Annotated in this window: 14 protein-coding genes; 3 read left to right on the forward strand and 11 right to left on the reverse strand. The window is 57.4% G+C overall.

Annotated elements, in window-relative coordinates; translation table 11 throughout:
- Nucleotide 1: 1 nt before the first annotated feature.
- Together ppnN and NAT49_RS02140 are read right to left on the reverse strand one after the other, a co-directional pair.
- A complete protein-coding gene (gene ppnN / locus NAT49_RS02135; RefSeq protein ID WP_251589959.1) occupies nt 2-1,363 on the reverse strand; it encodes a nucleotide 5'-monophosphate nucleosidase PpnN in 1,362 nt (453 codons plus the stop codon).
- A complete protein-coding gene (locus NAT49_RS02140) occupies nt 1,360-1,665 on the reverse strand; it encodes a hypothetical protein (RefSeq protein WP_251589960.1) in 306 nt (101 codons plus the stop codon). The genes ppnN and NAT49_RS02140 overlap by 4 nt, the downstream gene beginning before the upstream one ends.
- Nucleotides 1,666-1,847: 182 nt before the next feature.
- Here NAT49_RS02140 and NAT49_RS02145 point away from each other — a divergent pair, with 182 nt between their 5' ends.
- Entirely contained in the window at nt 1,848-2,774 is a 927-nt protein-coding gene (locus tag NAT49_RS02145; RefSeq protein WP_251589961.1) for a LysR family transcriptional regulator, read from the forward strand.
- A 144-nt stretch (nt 2,775-2,918) separates the two neighbouring features.
- Here NAT49_RS02145 and gcvP read toward each other — a convergent pair whose 3' ends face one another.
- Both gcvP and gcvH read right to left on the reverse strand, forming a co-directional pair.
- Entirely contained in the window at nt 2,919-5,795 is a 2,877-nt protein-coding gene (gene gcvP, locus NAT49_RS02150; RefSeq protein WP_251589962.1) for an aminomethyl-transferring glycine dehydrogenase, read from the reverse strand.
- 90 nt (nt 5,796-5,885) lie between these two features.
- The gene (gene gcvH / locus NAT49_RS02155; protein ID WP_251589963.1) at nt 5,886-6,278 is read right to left on the reverse strand and encodes a glycine cleavage system protein GcvH; all 393 of its coding nucleotides are present in this window, start codon (nt 6,276-6,278) and stop codon (nt 5,886-5,888) included.
- Nucleotides 6,279-6,525: 247 nt separating this feature from the next.
- Between gcvH and NAT49_RS02160 the strand changes: the two genes are divergently transcribed.
- Nucleotides 6,526-7,890: an alanine/glycine:cation symporter family protein gene (locus NAT49_RS02160; RefSeq protein WP_251589964.1), complete on the forward strand. Its 1,365-nt coding sequence runs from the start codon at nt 6,526-6,528 to the stop codon at nt 7,888-7,890.
- Between the two features lie 72 nt (nt 7,891-7,962).
- A complete protein-coding gene (gene gcvT, locus NAT49_RS02165; protein ID WP_251589965.1) occupies nt 7,963-9,072 on the forward strand; it encodes a glycine cleavage system aminomethyltransferase GcvT in 1,110 nt (369 codons plus the stop codon).
- A gap of 27 nt (nt 9,073-9,099) precedes the next feature.
- Here the strand turns inward: gcvT and NAT49_RS02170 are convergent, their stop codons facing one another.
- From NAT49_RS02170 to NAT49_RS02200, 7 genes are all read right to left on the reverse strand, one after another.
- Nucleotides 9,100-9,714: an alpha-ketoglutarate-dependent dioxygenase AlkB family protein gene (locus NAT49_RS02170; protein ID WP_374708796.1), complete on the reverse strand. Its 615-nt coding sequence runs from the start codon at nt 9,712-9,714 to the stop codon at nt 9,100-9,102.
- Nucleotides 9,711-10,253 (reverse strand): phosphatase PAP2 family protein, encoded by a 543-nt coding sequence (locus NAT49_RS02175; protein ID WP_251589969.1) that lies wholly within the window; start codon nt 10,251-10,253, stop codon nt 9,711-9,713. Before NAT49_RS02175 ends, NAT49_RS02170 begins: the two co-directional genes overlap by 4 nt.
- On the reverse strand, nt 10,225-11,385 hold the full coding sequence (locus NAT49_RS02180; RefSeq protein WP_251589971.1) for a glycosyltransferase family 4 protein: 1,161 nt from the start codon (nt 11,383-11,385) through the stop codon (nt 10,225-10,227). Before NAT49_RS02180 ends, NAT49_RS02175 begins: the two co-directional genes overlap by 29 nt.
- An 89-nt stretch (nt 11,386-11,474) precedes the next feature.
- Complete coding sequence (locus NAT49_RS02185; protein WP_251589972.1) at nt 11,475-12,332, reverse strand: LysM peptidoglycan-binding domain-containing protein; 858 nt, start codon at nt 12,330-12,332, stop codon at nt 11,475-11,477.
- Nucleotides 12,302-13,147 (reverse strand): 1-acylglycerol-3-phosphate O-acyltransferase, YihG family, encoded by an 846-nt coding sequence (gene yihG / locus NAT49_RS02190; RefSeq protein ID WP_251589973.1) that lies wholly within the window; start codon nt 13,145-13,147, stop codon nt 12,302-12,304. The genes NAT49_RS02185 and yihG overlap by 31 nt, the downstream gene beginning before the upstream one ends.
- Before the next feature lie 172 nt (nt 13,148-13,319).
- A complete protein-coding gene (locus NAT49_RS02195) occupies nt 13,320-14,162 on the reverse strand; it encodes a fructosamine kinase family protein (protein WP_251589974.1) in 843 nt (280 codons plus the stop codon).
- Nucleotides 14,159-16,036, reverse strand: a complete 1,878-nt coding sequence (locus NAT49_RS02200) for a monovalent cation:proton antiporter-2 (CPA2) family protein (RefSeq protein ID WP_251589975.1) — start codon at nt 16,034-16,036, stop codon at nt 14,159-14,161. The genes NAT49_RS02195 and NAT49_RS02200 overlap by 4 nt, the downstream gene beginning before the upstream one ends.
- Between the last annotated feature and the right edge of the window lie 36 nt (nt 16,037-16,072).

Below are 16,072 nucleotides of genomic sequence, written 5' to 3' on the forward strand. Positions count from 1 at the left end.
TCTACAGGGTGTAACAGGGCACGTATTCGCTGCCGGGCAGCTTCATGCGGCCTTGCTCGACGAAGGACGTGAGTAGCTCATCAAGTCGCGCCATCAGTGCCGGCTCAGCGTTCAGCTTGAACGGGCCATGTTCTTCGATGGCTCGAATCCCGTTTTCCTTCACGTTACCCGCAACGATGCCCGAAAAAGCGCGTCGCAGATTCGCTGCGAGCGCGTGGGTCGGCTGTTCCTTGTGCAAGGCGAGCGCCGCCATGGCTTCATGGGTCGGTTCGAACGGGGCCTGAAAATCTTCCGGGATACTCAAGCGCCAGTTGAAATAGAACGCGTCCTGTTGGTTGCGTCGGAACTCGGTGACGTCATCAACGCCTGCGCGCATGGTGCGTGCCACTTCCGCCGGGTCATCGATGATGATCTTGTAGAGTTTTCGAGCTTCTTCGCCGAGCGTGTACGCAATGAAGTCATCGATCTTGCGGAAATACTCCTCGCTGCTGCTCGGGCCGGTAAAGATGACCGGGAATGGAACGTCCTTGTTCTTGGGATCAAGCAAAATGCCAAGCAGGTAAAGGATCTCTTCGGCGGTACCAACGCCGCCCGGGAAGACGATAATGCCGTGGCCCATGCGAACGAACGCTTCGAGGCGTTTTTCGATGTCCGGCATGATGATCAGCTGATTCACGATCGGGTTCGGAGATTCGGCGGCGATAATGCCGGGCTCCGAGATACCAAGATAGCGCCCGTGTTTGCGACGCTGCTTGGCGTGCGCAACGTTTGCGCCTTTCATTGGGCCTTTCATGGCGCCCGGGCCACAGCCGGTGCAGATATCCAGGTCCCGAAGCCCCAGGTGGTAGCCGACGGACTTGCTGTAATCATATTCGACGCGCCCAATGGAGTGGCCGCCCCAGCATACGACCAGGCTGGGGTCGTTTGAAGGTGCGAGCACGCCTGCGTTTCGTAGGATATGAAACACTGCGTTGGTTACGCCGTCGGTGGAGTTCAGGTCGAATTTGGGCTGATCCTGAATCTCGTTACTGACGTAGACGATGTCACGCAGTACCGAGGAAAGCAGTTCGCGAATGCCTCGAATCATGCGGCCGTCGACAAACGCATGAGCCGGGGCATTGGTCAGTTTCAAACGTACGCCGCGATCCTGCTGGAGCACTTCGATATCGAAGTCATGATAGGTTTCCAGCACGCTTCGGCTGTCATCGGTCAGGGCGCCGTAGTTAAGAATCGCCAATGCGCAGCGGCGCAGAATATCGTGGACGCCGCCGGTAGACGTGTCTCTCAGGCGATTCACTTCCTGCTGTGATAGGACCTCGAGGCTGCCTTCGGGGGAGATGATGGTTGAAACGGTATCGGTCATTGATGGCTTTCCTGTAGAGCTGAAGCGGTCTGACGGGCGTCTTCCCAAAGTGTATGGATGCGGTCGCGGTCGGTGTCGTTCATGGCGTCCTGGTCGAATGCCATGCTTAACCAGTGTTCAAAGGTAGCGTCGAAATCATCAGCTGTGACGTCGGCCGGGTCATAGTCGGCCATTTCAAGCACCAGTTCGACCTGAGGAATGAGGTAGCCCAATTCAAACAGGTCCTCTTCACTGGCCTTGCTTTCCATTTCCAAAAGGCGAGCCTTGATGGCTTCACCGCGCTGCAATAACAAATCCGGCATGAGTTCAGAGATCTCGTAGGTTGAAACGTGACCGGATGCTAACACGGATTTCCAGTCGCGCTCAGCGCTGCGCAACCGATGCGGTTCTGGTATTATCGCCCGCGCACGATGTTGAGCATTGCCGCGTGCTGCAGCGTTTTTCCCACCGCGTTTCAAAGTCTCAGTGAGTTTTTTTATCCCTCATGTTTAACGCCCAGTATTTTCGGACCTTTATTACCCTGGTCGAGACCGGCAGCTTTACGCACACGGCACGCAAGCTGGAAATGACCCAGCCCGGTGTCAGTCAGCATATTCGAAAGCTCGAGAATTACCTCGACAAGACCCTGCTTCGACGTCACGGGCGGCGATTTACGCTGACCGATGCCGGTCGGCGCGCCTACGACTACGCCATCAAGCTGTTTGCAGAGCATGAGCACTTCCGTCATTCCCTTGATGATGATTCCTTGCACAGTGGTGAGTTTCGCATCGCGAGCCCGTCAAGCATCGGTCTGATGTTCTATCCCTTCATGCTTGGCTACCAGCAGGTTCATAGCGGGCTAACGTTCAATTACAACTTCGCCTTCAATCAGGACATCGTCCAGGATGTGGCGGCAGGGCGCTATGACCTCGGGCTTGTGTCTGACCCGATCAAACGCTCGGAGCTTTCCTATACGCTTTGGCATCATGAGCCGCTGTGTCTGGTTGCGCCCGCCGATTTTCGAGGCAACGGCCTGAGCGAGCTGATGGCGCTTGGATTTATCAACTATTCCGACGGCATCAATAACGCAAGTCAGCTTTTAAGGGCTAACTACAGCGGGGAATTTCGCTCAATGAGCCATTTTCCGCTCAAGGGCTATACCAATGAGGTGGGCGTTGTTCTCGACGCCGTCGCACGCGGGCTCGGATTTACGGTGGTATCGCGGGCCGTGCTCGAGACCTCACCCTGGCAGCGTCAGGTAATCGAGGTGCCACTGAGTACGCCAGCCTATGAGCCGTTTTATATCGTGACTCGCCAGGACGCGGAGCTGGCCAAACGCTATGACCAGCTGTTGGGCGAGTTTCGTGAGCAGCGCCGAACCGTACTTTATGGCTACAGTGAAGAGCCCTCGACCGATGTTGTCGAGGATTAAAAGATGTGCTTTGAGATGTGAAAGCGTCGAGTCATGTAACGCGCTACAAAAAACGCCCACCGAGATCTCGGTGGGCGTTTTTTGTAGCGGTTCAATCCAGCTGAACCGTAGACCGCCAAGGCCCTTATCGATAAAGGCCCTTATTTATCGATAGTGCTCGATGGACGGGCAGCTGCACACGAGGTTTCGGTCGCCGTGAACATTGTCGACTCGGTTGACGCTCGGCCAGTACTTGCTGTCGATGTCGCCGGACGGGTAGAGCGCGGTGGTGAGGCTGTACGGGCGCTGCCATTCGGCCAGGCTGTCTCGATGCGTGTGCGGTGCATTGACCAGCGGGTTGTCGTCGGCAGGCCATTCGCCTGAGACGATACGATCAATCTCCTTGCGAATGCCGATCATGGCATCACAGAAGCGGTCCAGCTCTCTGAGCGACTCGGATTCGGTCGGCTCGACCATCAGCGTACCCGCCACCGGGAACGACATGGTCGGTGCATGGAAGCCGTAATCGATTAGCCGCTTGGCGATGTCTTCCTCGCTGATGCCGGCTTCCGCCTTGAGACGGCGAAGATCAAGAATGCATTCGTGAGCAACGTTGCCCTGTGTGCCCTTGTAGAGAATCGTGTAATGCGATGAAAGCCGGTGGGCGATGTAGTTGGCATTGACAATGGCAAGCTCTGAGGCGCGTGTCAGGCCCTTTTCGCCCATCATGGTGATGTACATCCACGAGATCGGCAGGATCGAGGCGCTGCCGAACGGCGCCGAGGCGACCGCACCGGTTGCGTCATTGGTGCTGGTGCTGCGATGCCCAGGCAGATACGCCGCCAGATGCGCCTTGACGCCGATCGGGCCCATGCCCGGCCCGCCACCGCCGTGGGGGATACAGAAGGTCTTGTGCAGGTTCAGGTGCGAGACGTCACCGCCATAGTCGCCAGGGCGACACAGGCCGACCTGAGCGTTCATGTTGGCGCCGTCGATGTACACCTGCCCACCGTGCTCATGAACGATCTCACAGGCCTTGCGCACGCCCGCTTCGAACACACCGTGCGTCGACGGGTAGGTCAACATGATGGCGGAGAGGTTATCGCTGTGCTTGGCCGCCTTGGACGCGAGATCGTCGAGATCGATGTTGCCCTGGCTGTCGCACTCAACGACCACCACTTGCATATCGGCCATGGTCGCAGAGGCCGGGTTGGTGCCGTGGGCGGAGCTTGGAATCAAACAGATGTTTCTGTGTGCCTGGCCGTTGGCCTTCTGATAGCCACGAATGGCGATCAATCCGGCGTATTCACCCTGGGCACCTGAATTGGGCTGCATCGAGACACTGTCGTAGCCGGTGATTTCGGCAAGGTAGTCTGAAAGCTCGGTGATCAGCGCCGCGTAGCCGTGGGTCTGCTCGGACGGCGCGAACGGGTGCATGTTGGCAAATTCCGGCCAGCTGATCGGAATCATTTCGCTGGCGGCGTTCAGCTTCATGGTGCAGGAGCCGAGCGGGATCATCGAGTGCACCAACGAGAGATCCTTGTTCTCGAGCCGCTTCATGTAACGCATGAGTTCGGTTTCGCTGCGATAGCGTGTGAACACCGGGTGCGTCAGAAAATCAGAGGTACGTTCGAGCGATTCCGGAATGCCGGAGATGTTCTGCTCGATAACGCGTTGATCAAGCGAGGACCAGCTCTTCTCTCGGTTTTTCGGAATCAGCACCTCACACAGGCGGTCAAGGTCTGTAAGCGTGGTGGTTTCGTTCAGGCTGATTCCGACTCCGCCATCGGGTCGATAGCGAAGGTTGATGCCAAGCGCTTCCGCCCGCGCTCTGAGCTCAGCCGGGGCATAGTCATCGAGGGTCAACGTATCAAAGTAGCGCTCATTTCGAAGAGAGATGCCGGCCTCACGCAGCGTCTGTGCCAGGAGTGTCGTCAGGCGGTGGACGCGAGAGGCGATGGTAATCAACCCGTCCTTACCGTGATAGACCGCATAGAAGCTTGCCATGTTGGCCAGTAGTGCCTGGGCGGTGCAGATGTTGGACGTCGCTTTCTCTCGACGGATGTGCTGCTCGCGCGTCTGCATGGCCATGCGCAGCGCCACCTGGTCGCGGCTGTCCTTGGAGACGCCAATGATCCGGCCGGGGATGGAGCGTTTCAGCGCATCGCTTGCGGCAAAGAAGGCGGCATGAGGGCCGCCATACCCCATCGGGACACCAAAGCGCTGGGCGCTTCCAAAGACGATGTCGGCGCCGAACTGGCCCGGTGCTTCGAGAAGGGCAAGGCTCAGCGGGTCGGCTGCAACGGCCACCATGGCGTTGCTGTTATGGGCCGTGTCGATGAGCGGGGCAAGCTCATGAATGTGCCCGCTTTCGCCACAATACTGTACCAGCGCCCCGAAGACGTCGTACTCGCCCAGCGTTTCGGCCGGGCCCGTGACCAGCTCGATGCCCATGTAGTGGGCACGGGTTTCCACCACGTCTCGCGTTTGCGCGAAGACATCGTCTGCAATGAAGAAGCGGTTGCTCTTGTTCTTGCGATTGGCTCGACGACAAAGCGCCATGGCCTCGGCCGCGGCCGTTCCCTCATCGAGCAGCGACGCATTTGCCACCGGCATGCCGGTCAGATCGATGATCATCTGCTGAAAATTGAGCAACGCTTCCAGCCGGCCCTGGGATATTTCGGGCTGATAGGGCGTGTAGGCGGTGTACCAGCCCGGGTTTTCAAGCACGTTGCGCAGGATCGGCGACGGCGTGTGGGTGGGGTAGTACCCCTGGCCGAGATAGCAGGTGGCTACGGTATTTTGCGACGCGATGGCCCGCAGCCGCGTCAGCGCTTCTGCCTCGCTGGTCGGCGGCGCCAGCGCCAGCGGTTTATCCAGGCGAATGTCTGCCGGGATGGTGGCCTCGATAAGGTGGTTGACCGTATCCCACCCCATGTCGCCGAGCATATGAGTCAAGGCATTGGTGTCCGGCCCGTTGTGCCGGCTCAGAAATGCATCGGATTGGACGAGGTCTTGAAGCGGGCGAGCGTCGAACGTCATGCAGGTGCCTGTATCAGGTGGAAACCGAAGAGATAAGGATGCGCCACGGTCAATTCAAACGCTCCGTGGCGCGATCGAGAGAGATGTTTGTCAGCCTTCCTGCTCGAGCAACTGCTGATAGGCCGTTGCATCAAGAAGCTTTTCAAGTTCGCTTGAATCCTCGAGCTGCACCTTGATCAACCAGGCATCCTCATAGGGGCTTTCGTTGATGCTTTCAGGGGCGTCCTCGAGGCTTTCATTGATGGCAACGACTTCACCCGAAAGCGGGGCATAGAGATCGGAGGCGGCCTTGACCGACTCGATCACACCGAATTCTTCGCCCGAGACGAGGGCCTGACCAAGCTCTGGCAGTTCGACGAAGACGACATCACCCAACGCGTCCTGAGCATGGTCGGTAATGCCGAGCGTGACCGTGCCGTCGTTGTGGTCAAGGATCCACTCGTGGCTGTCGCTATATTTGAGGTTTTCAGGGATCTGGCTCATTGTTTTTCCTGTGAAGTCGTCGTGCGTTTAAGGGCAGTTGGCGCATTATGCCTGATTCAGCAAGGCGGGCCTATAGAGTGCGCCGCTTGCGGTTGGCAAATCGCGATGGCAATACCGAGTGCGCCAGCACGTCGTTTTATCCCAATGCGGGGATAGACTAAAGTAGGCGCCCACCGGGTCGCATTCGTTGACTCGGCAGCGCAATACATGAGGGGATTTCCCCCGACAACAATAATAGGAGACAGGCATGGAGCAGGTCACTGCAATCGTAAATTCCATCAATGGGGTGGTATGGGGACCATTGATGCTGGTGCTCCTTCTGGGGGTTGGTATCTTTTTGCAGGTGGGGCTCAAGTTGATGCCCGTCCGAAAGCTTGGGACGGGCATCAGGCTTTTATGGCGGGGCCGCGCCGATTCATCCGATGAGGGTGAGATCTCACCGTTCAATGCCTTGATGACGTCGCTGTCGGCGACCATTGGTACCGGCAATATCGCAGGGGTTGCCACCGCGATCGCCCTCGGTGGCCCGGGTGCCGTATTCTGGATGTGGGTGACCGCGCTGGTGGGGATGGCGACCAAGTACAGCGAGGCGGTCTGCGCCGTCAAGTTTCGAGAGACCGACCGCAACGGCAACTATGTGGGCGGACCGATGTATTACATCAAGAACGGGCTGGCGGATTCAGGCCCGATCCTTTCCGCCCTTGCACCGGTGCTTGCGGTTTTGTTTGCCATTTTCGGCACCATTGCCTCGTTCGGTATCGGTAATACCGTACAGGCCAATTCCGTGGCGGATGCGTTGAACGCGTCGTTTGGTATTCCAAGCTGGCTGACCGGTCTTGTCATCATGGTTTTGGCCGGTGCGGTAATTCTTGGCGGGCTTAAGCGCATTTCAACGGTTGCCGGTCGGCTGGTGCCGCTCATGGCCGTGTTCTATTTCGTGGCGGGCCTGGTGATCCTTGTTATCAATGCCAATGAATTGCTTCCGGCGCTTGGTCTGATCATCTCTCACGCCTTTACCCCGATTTCCGCTGCTGGCGGATTTGCCGGGGCCGCGGTCGTTCAGGCGATCCGGTTCGGGGTGGCTCGTGGCGTATTCTCGAACGAGGCTGGTCTCGGAAGCGCGCCGATCGCCCATGCGGCAGCCAAGACGCGTGATCCGGTACGCCAGGGGCTGGTAGCCATGCTCGGTACCTTCATTGACACCATCGTGGTGTGCACGATTACCGCGCTTGCGATCATTACCTCCGGCCAATGGCTGACCGGTGAAAGCGGTGCGGCATTGACATCGATGGCATTTCGTCATGCGCTCCCCGGGCCAGGCGATTACATCGTTGCCCTGGCACTTGCCGTGTTTGCGTTCACAACGATTCTCGGGTGGTCCTATTACGGAGAACGCTGCTTCCAGTATCTGTTCGGGGAGCGCGCCTGTATCGTCTTTCGCGTCATTTTCGTGATCGCACTTCCCATCGGCGCCATGGCTCACCTGGATTTCATCTGGTTGCTGGCGGACACCTTCAATGCTTTGATGGCGATTCCCAACCTGATTGCATTGCTGTTGCTGTCTCCGGTCGTCTTCCGCTTGACCAGGGATTACTTCAAGAATAACGGCTGATTCAAAACAGCGGCTGATACTCAATCGCCACCTGTTTCGGCAGGTGGCTTTTCACGCTTCAAGGACATCTGGATGACTTCCCTACACCAAACGCCTCTTCACGAGCTTCACGCACGCTCAGGTGCAAAGTTCACCGATTTTGCCGGGTACGAAATGCCGGTTCAGTTCGCCATGGGGGTCAAGCGCGAGCATGAGCACACCCGCAGTGCATGTGGCGTGTTCGATGTGTCTCACATGGGGCAGGTGGTGCTCACCGGCGAGGGCTGCGCCGAGGCGCTCGAGACGCTTGTATGCGCCGACATCGTTGGCCTTTCCCCGGGGCGACAGCGCTATGCGCTGTTCACCACTCAGGAAGGTGGGGTGGTGGATGATCTGATGGTTGCCAACCAGGGTGACGCCTTGCATCTGGTCATCAACGCCGCCCGCCGTGATATTGACATCACACTTTTGAAAACGGGCTTGCCCGACCAGGTAAACGTCGAGGTGCTGTCCAGAGCATTGATCGCGGTGCAGGGCCCCAAGGCCAGCGAGGTGCTAAAGGCCCTCAACCCCGAGACCGAAACCATGGTGTTCATGGATCATCGCGCGCTTGCGCTGGCGGACATTCCGGTGTGGCTCAGCCGATCCGGTTATACCGGCGAGGATGGGTTCGAGATTTCAGTGGCCGAGGCAGATGCCGAGCGATTGATGGAGCATCTGCTGGCGTTCGAGTCGGTCGAACCGATCGGGCTTGGCGCGCGGGATTCACTTCGACTTGAAGCCGGTCTCTGTCTTTACGGCAATGACCTCGATGAACAGACAACACCGATTGAAGCCGGCCTCCACTGGGCCGTTGGCAAGGCGCGTCGTCAAGGTGGTGAGCGCGAGGGCGGGTTCCCGGGCGCCGACGTCATCCTGACTCAGCTTGCCAATCGAGACCACCTGACTCAACGTGTCGGGCTGGTAGCCTCTGGGCGCGCGCCGGTACGCGCCGGAAGTGCGCTGTTCGACGAGCAGGATAATCAGGTCGGTGAAATCAGCTCCGGCACGTTTGGCCCGACACTCGGTAAGCCAATCGCGATGGCGTATCTTCCCGTCGAAATGACTCAGAATGGCACCAAGGTTTGGGCTGATGTTCGAGGCAAGCGCCATGAAATGACGGTCACGGCCATGCCCTTTGTTACGCCTAACTATGCTCGCTGATTTATACCGTTATATTTTTTCAAGAAATTAAATGAAAATATGGCGGAATGTCAGGTTAATACGGGGAGATTTGATGGCTCTTGGCAGTAGCGCATGCTGCCAGTGCGTCTGAATACCTCGGCCCATGAGCAGAACACTGCCATGGGCCAACCAGATATTTTGGGAAGGCGTAATTTCTCGAGCTTCCCGCGCACGACCCCTTAGCCGAAAAGGGCGGGCAGCGCCTAGGCTCAATGACGCAATGATTGGTGCATTTCCAAGTTCAGGCTCGTCATCACTGTGCCAGCCCATGCGTTGCTGCCCGTCCTGATACCGGTTCAACAGAACACTGTTGTAAGCCGGCGCATCATCGATGTAGTGGCGAGTCAGCCGGGTCAACCAGCGCGCAAGCGTTCGGACACTGGGGTGCCAGGGCGAGGGTTCGAAGCGTTGGTTGGAGTAGGTATAGTCAGCGCCGTCAGCCCCCATCCAGATTTGAGTGCGTGGAATCGGATGGGTCTTGCCATAGAGCGTGATGCTTGGCTGCTGCCAATGCTCGAGCGCATCGAGCGCTTTGAATAGGTGGTCGGCCTTGTCGGTGGGCAAGGCCTTCGGAAAGTACCACAGCGGCCAGTCTGGCAGCGGGTGTTGCACCGAGGTCATTGAATCGTGATCAGCAGGATACTGAGTTCGGCCAGAAGAAATCCGATCAGCGCACCGGCTGCGACATCGGTCAGATAGTGAAGCCCGAGAATAACCCGCGAGATCATGACCAGTATCGCAAACGGCAGAACGACCCAGAGCAGAATCGGTACGAACGTGGCCGTAAGCGTCGTGAACATGACGGCGTGCAGCGTATGCCCACTTGGAAAGCTGTAGCGATCAAGCGGTGGCATCGTGCAGGGGATCTCGAACGAGATGTACGGGCGCTCACGGCACAGGCGGTTTTTGAGCAATCGGTAGAGCAGGCCACCAACCGCTGCAGTGATGCCAAATTCCACGGCCAGTACCCAGCCATAAAGGCCCTTGAAGATGGGAATGCTGAAGCACAGTGCAATCCAGGCCGGGCCATCGCCCAGACGGCTTGCGATGCGCAGCACCCAAAGAATCGGGCGATAGGCGCCAAGACGCGACAGGCGATGACAGGCGCGCCACTCGAGCAGGTCCAGCCGTTTAAACATTGGAGAATTGCGTTCTTGCATCACTCACCTCCTGTGCCTGATGCAGGTAGTCGACGAACTGGTCGCAAATGCTTGACCAGGTCATTTGATTAACGCGTTCTTTGGCAGCCTTGCCCATCTTGCGCGTTCGTTCTAGATCCTGGCCAAGTGTCAGTGATGCATCGATGAAGCCCTTGTCATCACTGTAGTCCACCAGAAGGCCTTCCTGGCCCGAGGTGATGAGCTCGCCGGCCGCAGCGTAATCAAGCGCGACACAGGCAAGCCCGCTTGCCATCGCTTCGGTGACCACATTGCCGAAGGTTTCCGAGCGTGAAGGGAATAGAAACAGGTCGGCGCTTGCGTAATAGGACGCCAGCGCGTCACCTTCCTGAAACCCTGCAAACTCTGCCCAGCTAAGTGTCTGTTCAAGCTCCTTGCGCATCGGCCCATCGCCGACGAACACAGCCTTGATCGATGGGTCCTTGCCGTGCAGGGCTTGAAGTGCATTGACCATCAAAGGCACGTTCTTTTCTGCAGCCAGCCGGCCGACATAGAGCACCACCAGGTCATCCTCGGCCGCACCCCACCGGCCTCTGAGGGCATCGCTTCTAAACGCTGGGGTGAAGCGCTTCGGGTCAAGCCCTCGGCCCATCACCTTGGTGTTCTTGTAGCCCTTGGCCTTTAAAGCATTGGCTTGAGACGAGGTGGGTACCAAAGTGATCGCGCTCTTGTTGTGAAAGCGTTTGAGAAAAGGGCGGACGAACGGACGAAGCATCTTGAGCAGAATATAGTGCTCGCTGTACTGATCGAAGTTGGTGTGAAAGCCGCTGACCACCGGTAACCCAAGATGGTTGGCCGCGAACAGGGCGCTGAGCCCCAGCGGGCCTTCAGTGGCAATGTATACGGCGTCCGGTCGGTGCGCTTTCCAGAAACGAATCAGCTTCAATGGCGCGGGAACTCCCATGCGAACCCCTTCATAATCGGGAATGGGAATGGCAAGCACCTGAAGCTCCTTGACGACGTGAGGGTCGTTTTGGCGATCAACCGGACGGGGTCGAACCAGTTGGAGTTCGAACCCGCGTTCCAGCAGTTCATTGGCGATTTGGGTCAACGTATGGGCTACGCCATTGATTTCCGGAGCCCAGGTTTCGCTTACGAACGCAATGCGAGACATGACTTTTCCTTGGCCGGAAGTCGGTATATGTCCAGTATCTTTACTCGTCATGACAGCGTCGCGTAATAAAAGTGATGATTGAATGACAGCTACTGTAGCACGCGGCGAGGATCAACGGGTTGACCGGCCTTGCGCACATCGAAGAGAAGGTTGTAGTGGCCTATGTCGCCTCTGCGCGCGGTTTCACAAATGGGTGTTCCTGGTGAAACCGACTGGTCTTCGCGCACATGCACCTGCCCGCAGTACGCAAAAATGGTCTGCATGTTATTGGCGTGATGCACGATGACGACATTGCCGAGCTGGCGCATGCTGTTGGCGAATTTGACCGACCCGTTGGCAACCGCCCGCGCAGTATGGTCCGCACCGGCCCTTAGCATCATCGGCTGCAATGTGCCATGGGCATCGGTGCCGAACGCACGTACAACGCTTGCCTGACGCAGGGGCCAGGGCCAATTGCGCGCGCTTGCAGGCAACGAGGTCGTATCCACTCGCGGGCGGGTACGGGCAACCGGGCTGGCGCTTGACCCGCTCCGACCCGCCGGCACCTTGATGGTCTGGCCGATCGAAAGACTCCTCGGGTGAACGCCCGGGTTGGCGCCGGCGATACTCTGGGCCGATGTTCTAAAGTGCGTGGCGATACGCCCGTATGTATCCCCCGGGCGAACCTGATACCGATAGGGACCGCTACCCGGAGCACGCTCGGCGCGAGACGGCATCATCAGGCGCTGTCCGATCTTCAAGTCATTGGCATCGACGCCTGGATTGAAACGCTGAAGCCTAAGAAGGGGGATGCCATAGCGTCTGGAGAGTCGATGAAGCGTGTCTCCGCGTTGTACCTGAACCCAACCACCGCTGCCGGATGCGCCACCGTTGGTTGCGCACCCGCTTAATCCAAAAAGGATAATCAACAAGACAATCAGGAAAGGCGTCGATCTTTGTCGTGCCAAAGTGCATTGACCCATGCATGAAACCGTTTTTTTCGTTCAAATTCGAGGATGTGCGTGTCCGTCATCCATGGCTTTAGCGGCAGGCGATCAATGTGGATGCGCAAGATACCGCTGCGCCCACACAGAAAATCCCAAAAGCGGGTCGACCCGTGCTGGTAGTCGAGCGTCGCGTCCAAGATGCCCGAAAGGCGGCTTCCCAGCAAGGAAAGAACGATGCTCAAGCCGCCCGCCTTGGGGCGAAGAAGATGTGTGAATGGACTTTTTTGTTGCAGTCGTTTTTGCGGGGTAAAGCGAGTGCCTTCAACAAAGTTGTAGATGGTAATCGGGCGCTCGAGTGCGTGTCGGCACAGGCGTCGGGTGGCTTCCAGATCCTTTTCGGCCGCTTTTCGGCCTCCCTTGCCTCGATTGAGCATCGGGAATTCAAGTGCCCAGAACGCAAGGCCGATCACGGGAATCCAGATAAGCTCTCGCTTGATGAAAAAGCGGGGCGGCGCCGTGGATTGTTGTAGGGCGTATTGCAAAAGCAGGATATCGGTCCAGCTTCGGTGATTGGCGATGACGACCCACCATTGATCGCGTGCGTTTGGGATAGCGCCGCTGACGTGAAGCGTCGGTTTTAGAACGGTGCGAATCCAGAACGTGTTCAATGCGATCCAGACCAGGGCAATGCGATTGAGCCCACCAATGATCGTGTTACGTACCCGGTGAATTGGAAGTACGAGTTTCAAGAGTGCCAGTACATAAAAAGGCAGGGCGCACACGAGAGTGTTGACCGTCAAGAAGCATAAGCTGGCGCAGCCTTTTATAAAAAACATTAACACTCCCGCAGAAAGCCACTTGATTTTTACGCCGCTCATTGTGCATAGGGCCTTGATACAAAAGCAACTATTAAACAGGATCCAATGCGCGGCCTGTCTAGCTGTTCGTTAGTCACGCATTTATATTTCCTTGAAATCCAGAGCGCCACTCAAATTTTATACCGTTATACTACCATTTTTCTAACATTTTAATTTTTGACTGAAGTTCGCCTAAGAAAGATTGACCAAACAACAGGAGGTGATTAAGAAGCGGGTAAAGCTGAAACAACGCACATTGCGCTGGCCACGTCTCAGGCCGTGGTCCATCCCAATACGCCTGTTCAAAGTTGGTTGATGTGGGCGAAAAAAGGGCCAACATCGCAAGATCGAACATGGCGTAGTGGCGATGTATCGCAGGGTCAATCAGAGCGACACCCGTTTCGGTGTAGAACACATTTCCGTGCCAGAGATCACCGTGCACTAAACACGGTGGTTCATTCGGTAATAGACCAGGCACGCGCGCAAACAAGGCATCCAGTTTACGAGCGTCCTGTTTCGGCAGCTTGTTTTCGCGCAGGCAGCGCTCGGCCAACGGCCTGAGACGCTGCTCGATCAAAAAATCTGCGCCGTTTTCGAGCGACGTATTGATCTGCGGTGTAGGGCCTGCAAACGTCGTCGTGGCCCATCCGTGCGTCGTTGCGCGTGATCGGGTGTGTAAGTGGCGAAGTTCCTCTCCCAGAAGGCGGGTCTTTGCATCACTTGGCTTCCCCGGTGAAAGCCAGGTCATGGCCAGAACATCATCATCAAGCTCGAGGCACTCCGGAATTTCCAGTTGGGTGGGAACAGCGGCCAGTGCGGCCAGACCATCGCGCTCCGCGCGAAGAATATCCGGCGCAGCACGCTTGATCACAACACGCCCATGAGGGGTATCCACGCGATACACCTCGCTGATGTCACCGCCTTGAAGCGGGATAAGTGGGGCATCCGGGCCTAGTCCCAATCGGTCGAGCACACGGTTCAGCGCCTGTGTCATTGCTCGCTCTCCTGAGATGAGGTCGTTTCATCGGTCTGTGTGCGCTTGCTGCGCTTGACCCCTTGTCGCGCGGCTTTCTTGATCGATGCCTCTTTCTTCTCGCGTTGCTCTTCGACGTTATCCTGGCCCTTTCTGAACAGCTCATACAGCTCCTCGATGGCCAGACGGTCACTTTCAAGCAATGCATCGTTGTCATTTCGGTGCTTGTAGGACGACCAGAAGAGTTCGTTGTCGAATTCCCGGAAGGTACGTACCGCCTCACTGGCTGTTGAGCTCGGATAGCCCAGACCCTTTAGAAGGTCGATGCTCATTTCCATGCTCGAATCGAAGGTTTCACGAACCAGGTGTTCAACCCCCAGCTCCATCAACTGCCAGGCGTGGTGTCGGTTGCGGGCTCTGGCATAAACCGTTAGATGCGGGAAATGCTGCCTGGCCAGGCGCGCAATGGTAAGCGCGGCTTCAGGATCATCAACGGCAATGACAAGCACCTTGGCGTTATCGGCGCCAGCGGCACGTAAAAGCTCCGGGCGCGTCGCGTCGGCGTAGTAGATGCGTGAGCCGAACTTACGAATGAACTCTACCTGTTTGATATTGGGGTCAAGGGCGACAAAATTGATTCCCTGTAACTTCAACACTCGAGCAATCATCTGACCGAACCGGCCAAGGCCTGCAATCAGCACCGGGGGCGTATCGTCGATGGCTTCCTGATCGAAGGACCGCGTCGTGGACAAACGGTGCCCCCAGTTTAAAGCGAAGCGATAAAGAAAGGGCGTTAGCGCCATTGAGAACGTCACAGCGGCGATGCAAAGGCTTGCCACGTTTTGGCTGAACACGCCAACGGTTACGCCCGCCGTCAACAGAACAAAATCGAATTCTCCCCCCTGAGACAAAATGGCCGCCAACGCCGGAATTTCGTGGCGAGGGGTTTTGGTCGCAAACCCGATCAGCGCAAGAACGGCAATCTTTACGAACAGGAGCACGGCCGTGATCCCGATCACCAACAGAAGGTTCTGCCACACCAGCTCGAGATTGATCGACATGCCAACGCCCATGAAAAAAAGGCCCAGCAGGATGCCCTTGAAGGGTTCGATGTTGGCCTCGAGTTCATGGCGATACACGGTATCGGCAAGCAGTACGCCCGCCAGGAAGGCGCCAAGCGCCATTGAAAGCCCCGCCCACTGCATGATGAGCGCCATGGCAAGCACCATGAAAAGGGCCGCTGCCGTGAATACCTCATGAAGCTCACTGCGTGCGACCAGACGCAGAACGCGTGGAAAGATCATGCGTCCGATAACGATGGCGCCTGCGACCGTGCCCAGGCTTTTCAATAGGCCGAATACGATGTCCGAGGCGCTGCCGAGGTTCCCACCGGCAAACAGCGGCAGTACCGCCAGCAATGGGATGACGGCCAGGTCCTGGAACAAAAGCATTGAAAACGCGGATTGACCGTGAGCGGTGGTAAGGTGTCGATGCTCGTTGAGCACCTGCAGCGCAAACGCCGTCGAGGACAGGGCAAGAATGAACCCCAGCAGCAACGCCGACCCCGTGGGCAGGCCCAGCATCCAGCCGATTACCGCAAGCCCCAGGCCGCTAAGCACCATCTGGGCGCTGCCCAGACCCAGAAGCCTTGCACGCATTCGCCAGAGGCGCTTTGGCTCAAGCTCGAGTCCGATCACGAACAGCAGCATCACCACGCCGAACTCGGCGAAGTGCAGAACGGCGTCCGGTTCCGAGAACACCTTGAGTAGGGACGGGCCGAACAGAACGCCGACAAACAGGTAGCCCAGGATGGAGCCAAGCCCCAAGCGCTGGAATATGGGAACCGCGATAATCGCGGCGCCGAGAAGCAGGGCACTTTCAACAAGAAAAGGCATCAACGTGGTTCCTTGAGTCGATGCCTTTAATGCTAG

The sequence above is a fragment of the Larsenimonas suaedae genome, assembly GCF_023712105.1.
Taxonomy (GTDB): Bacteria; Pseudomonadota; Gammaproteobacteria; order Pseudomonadales; family Halomonadaceae; genus Larsenimonas; species Larsenimonas suaedae.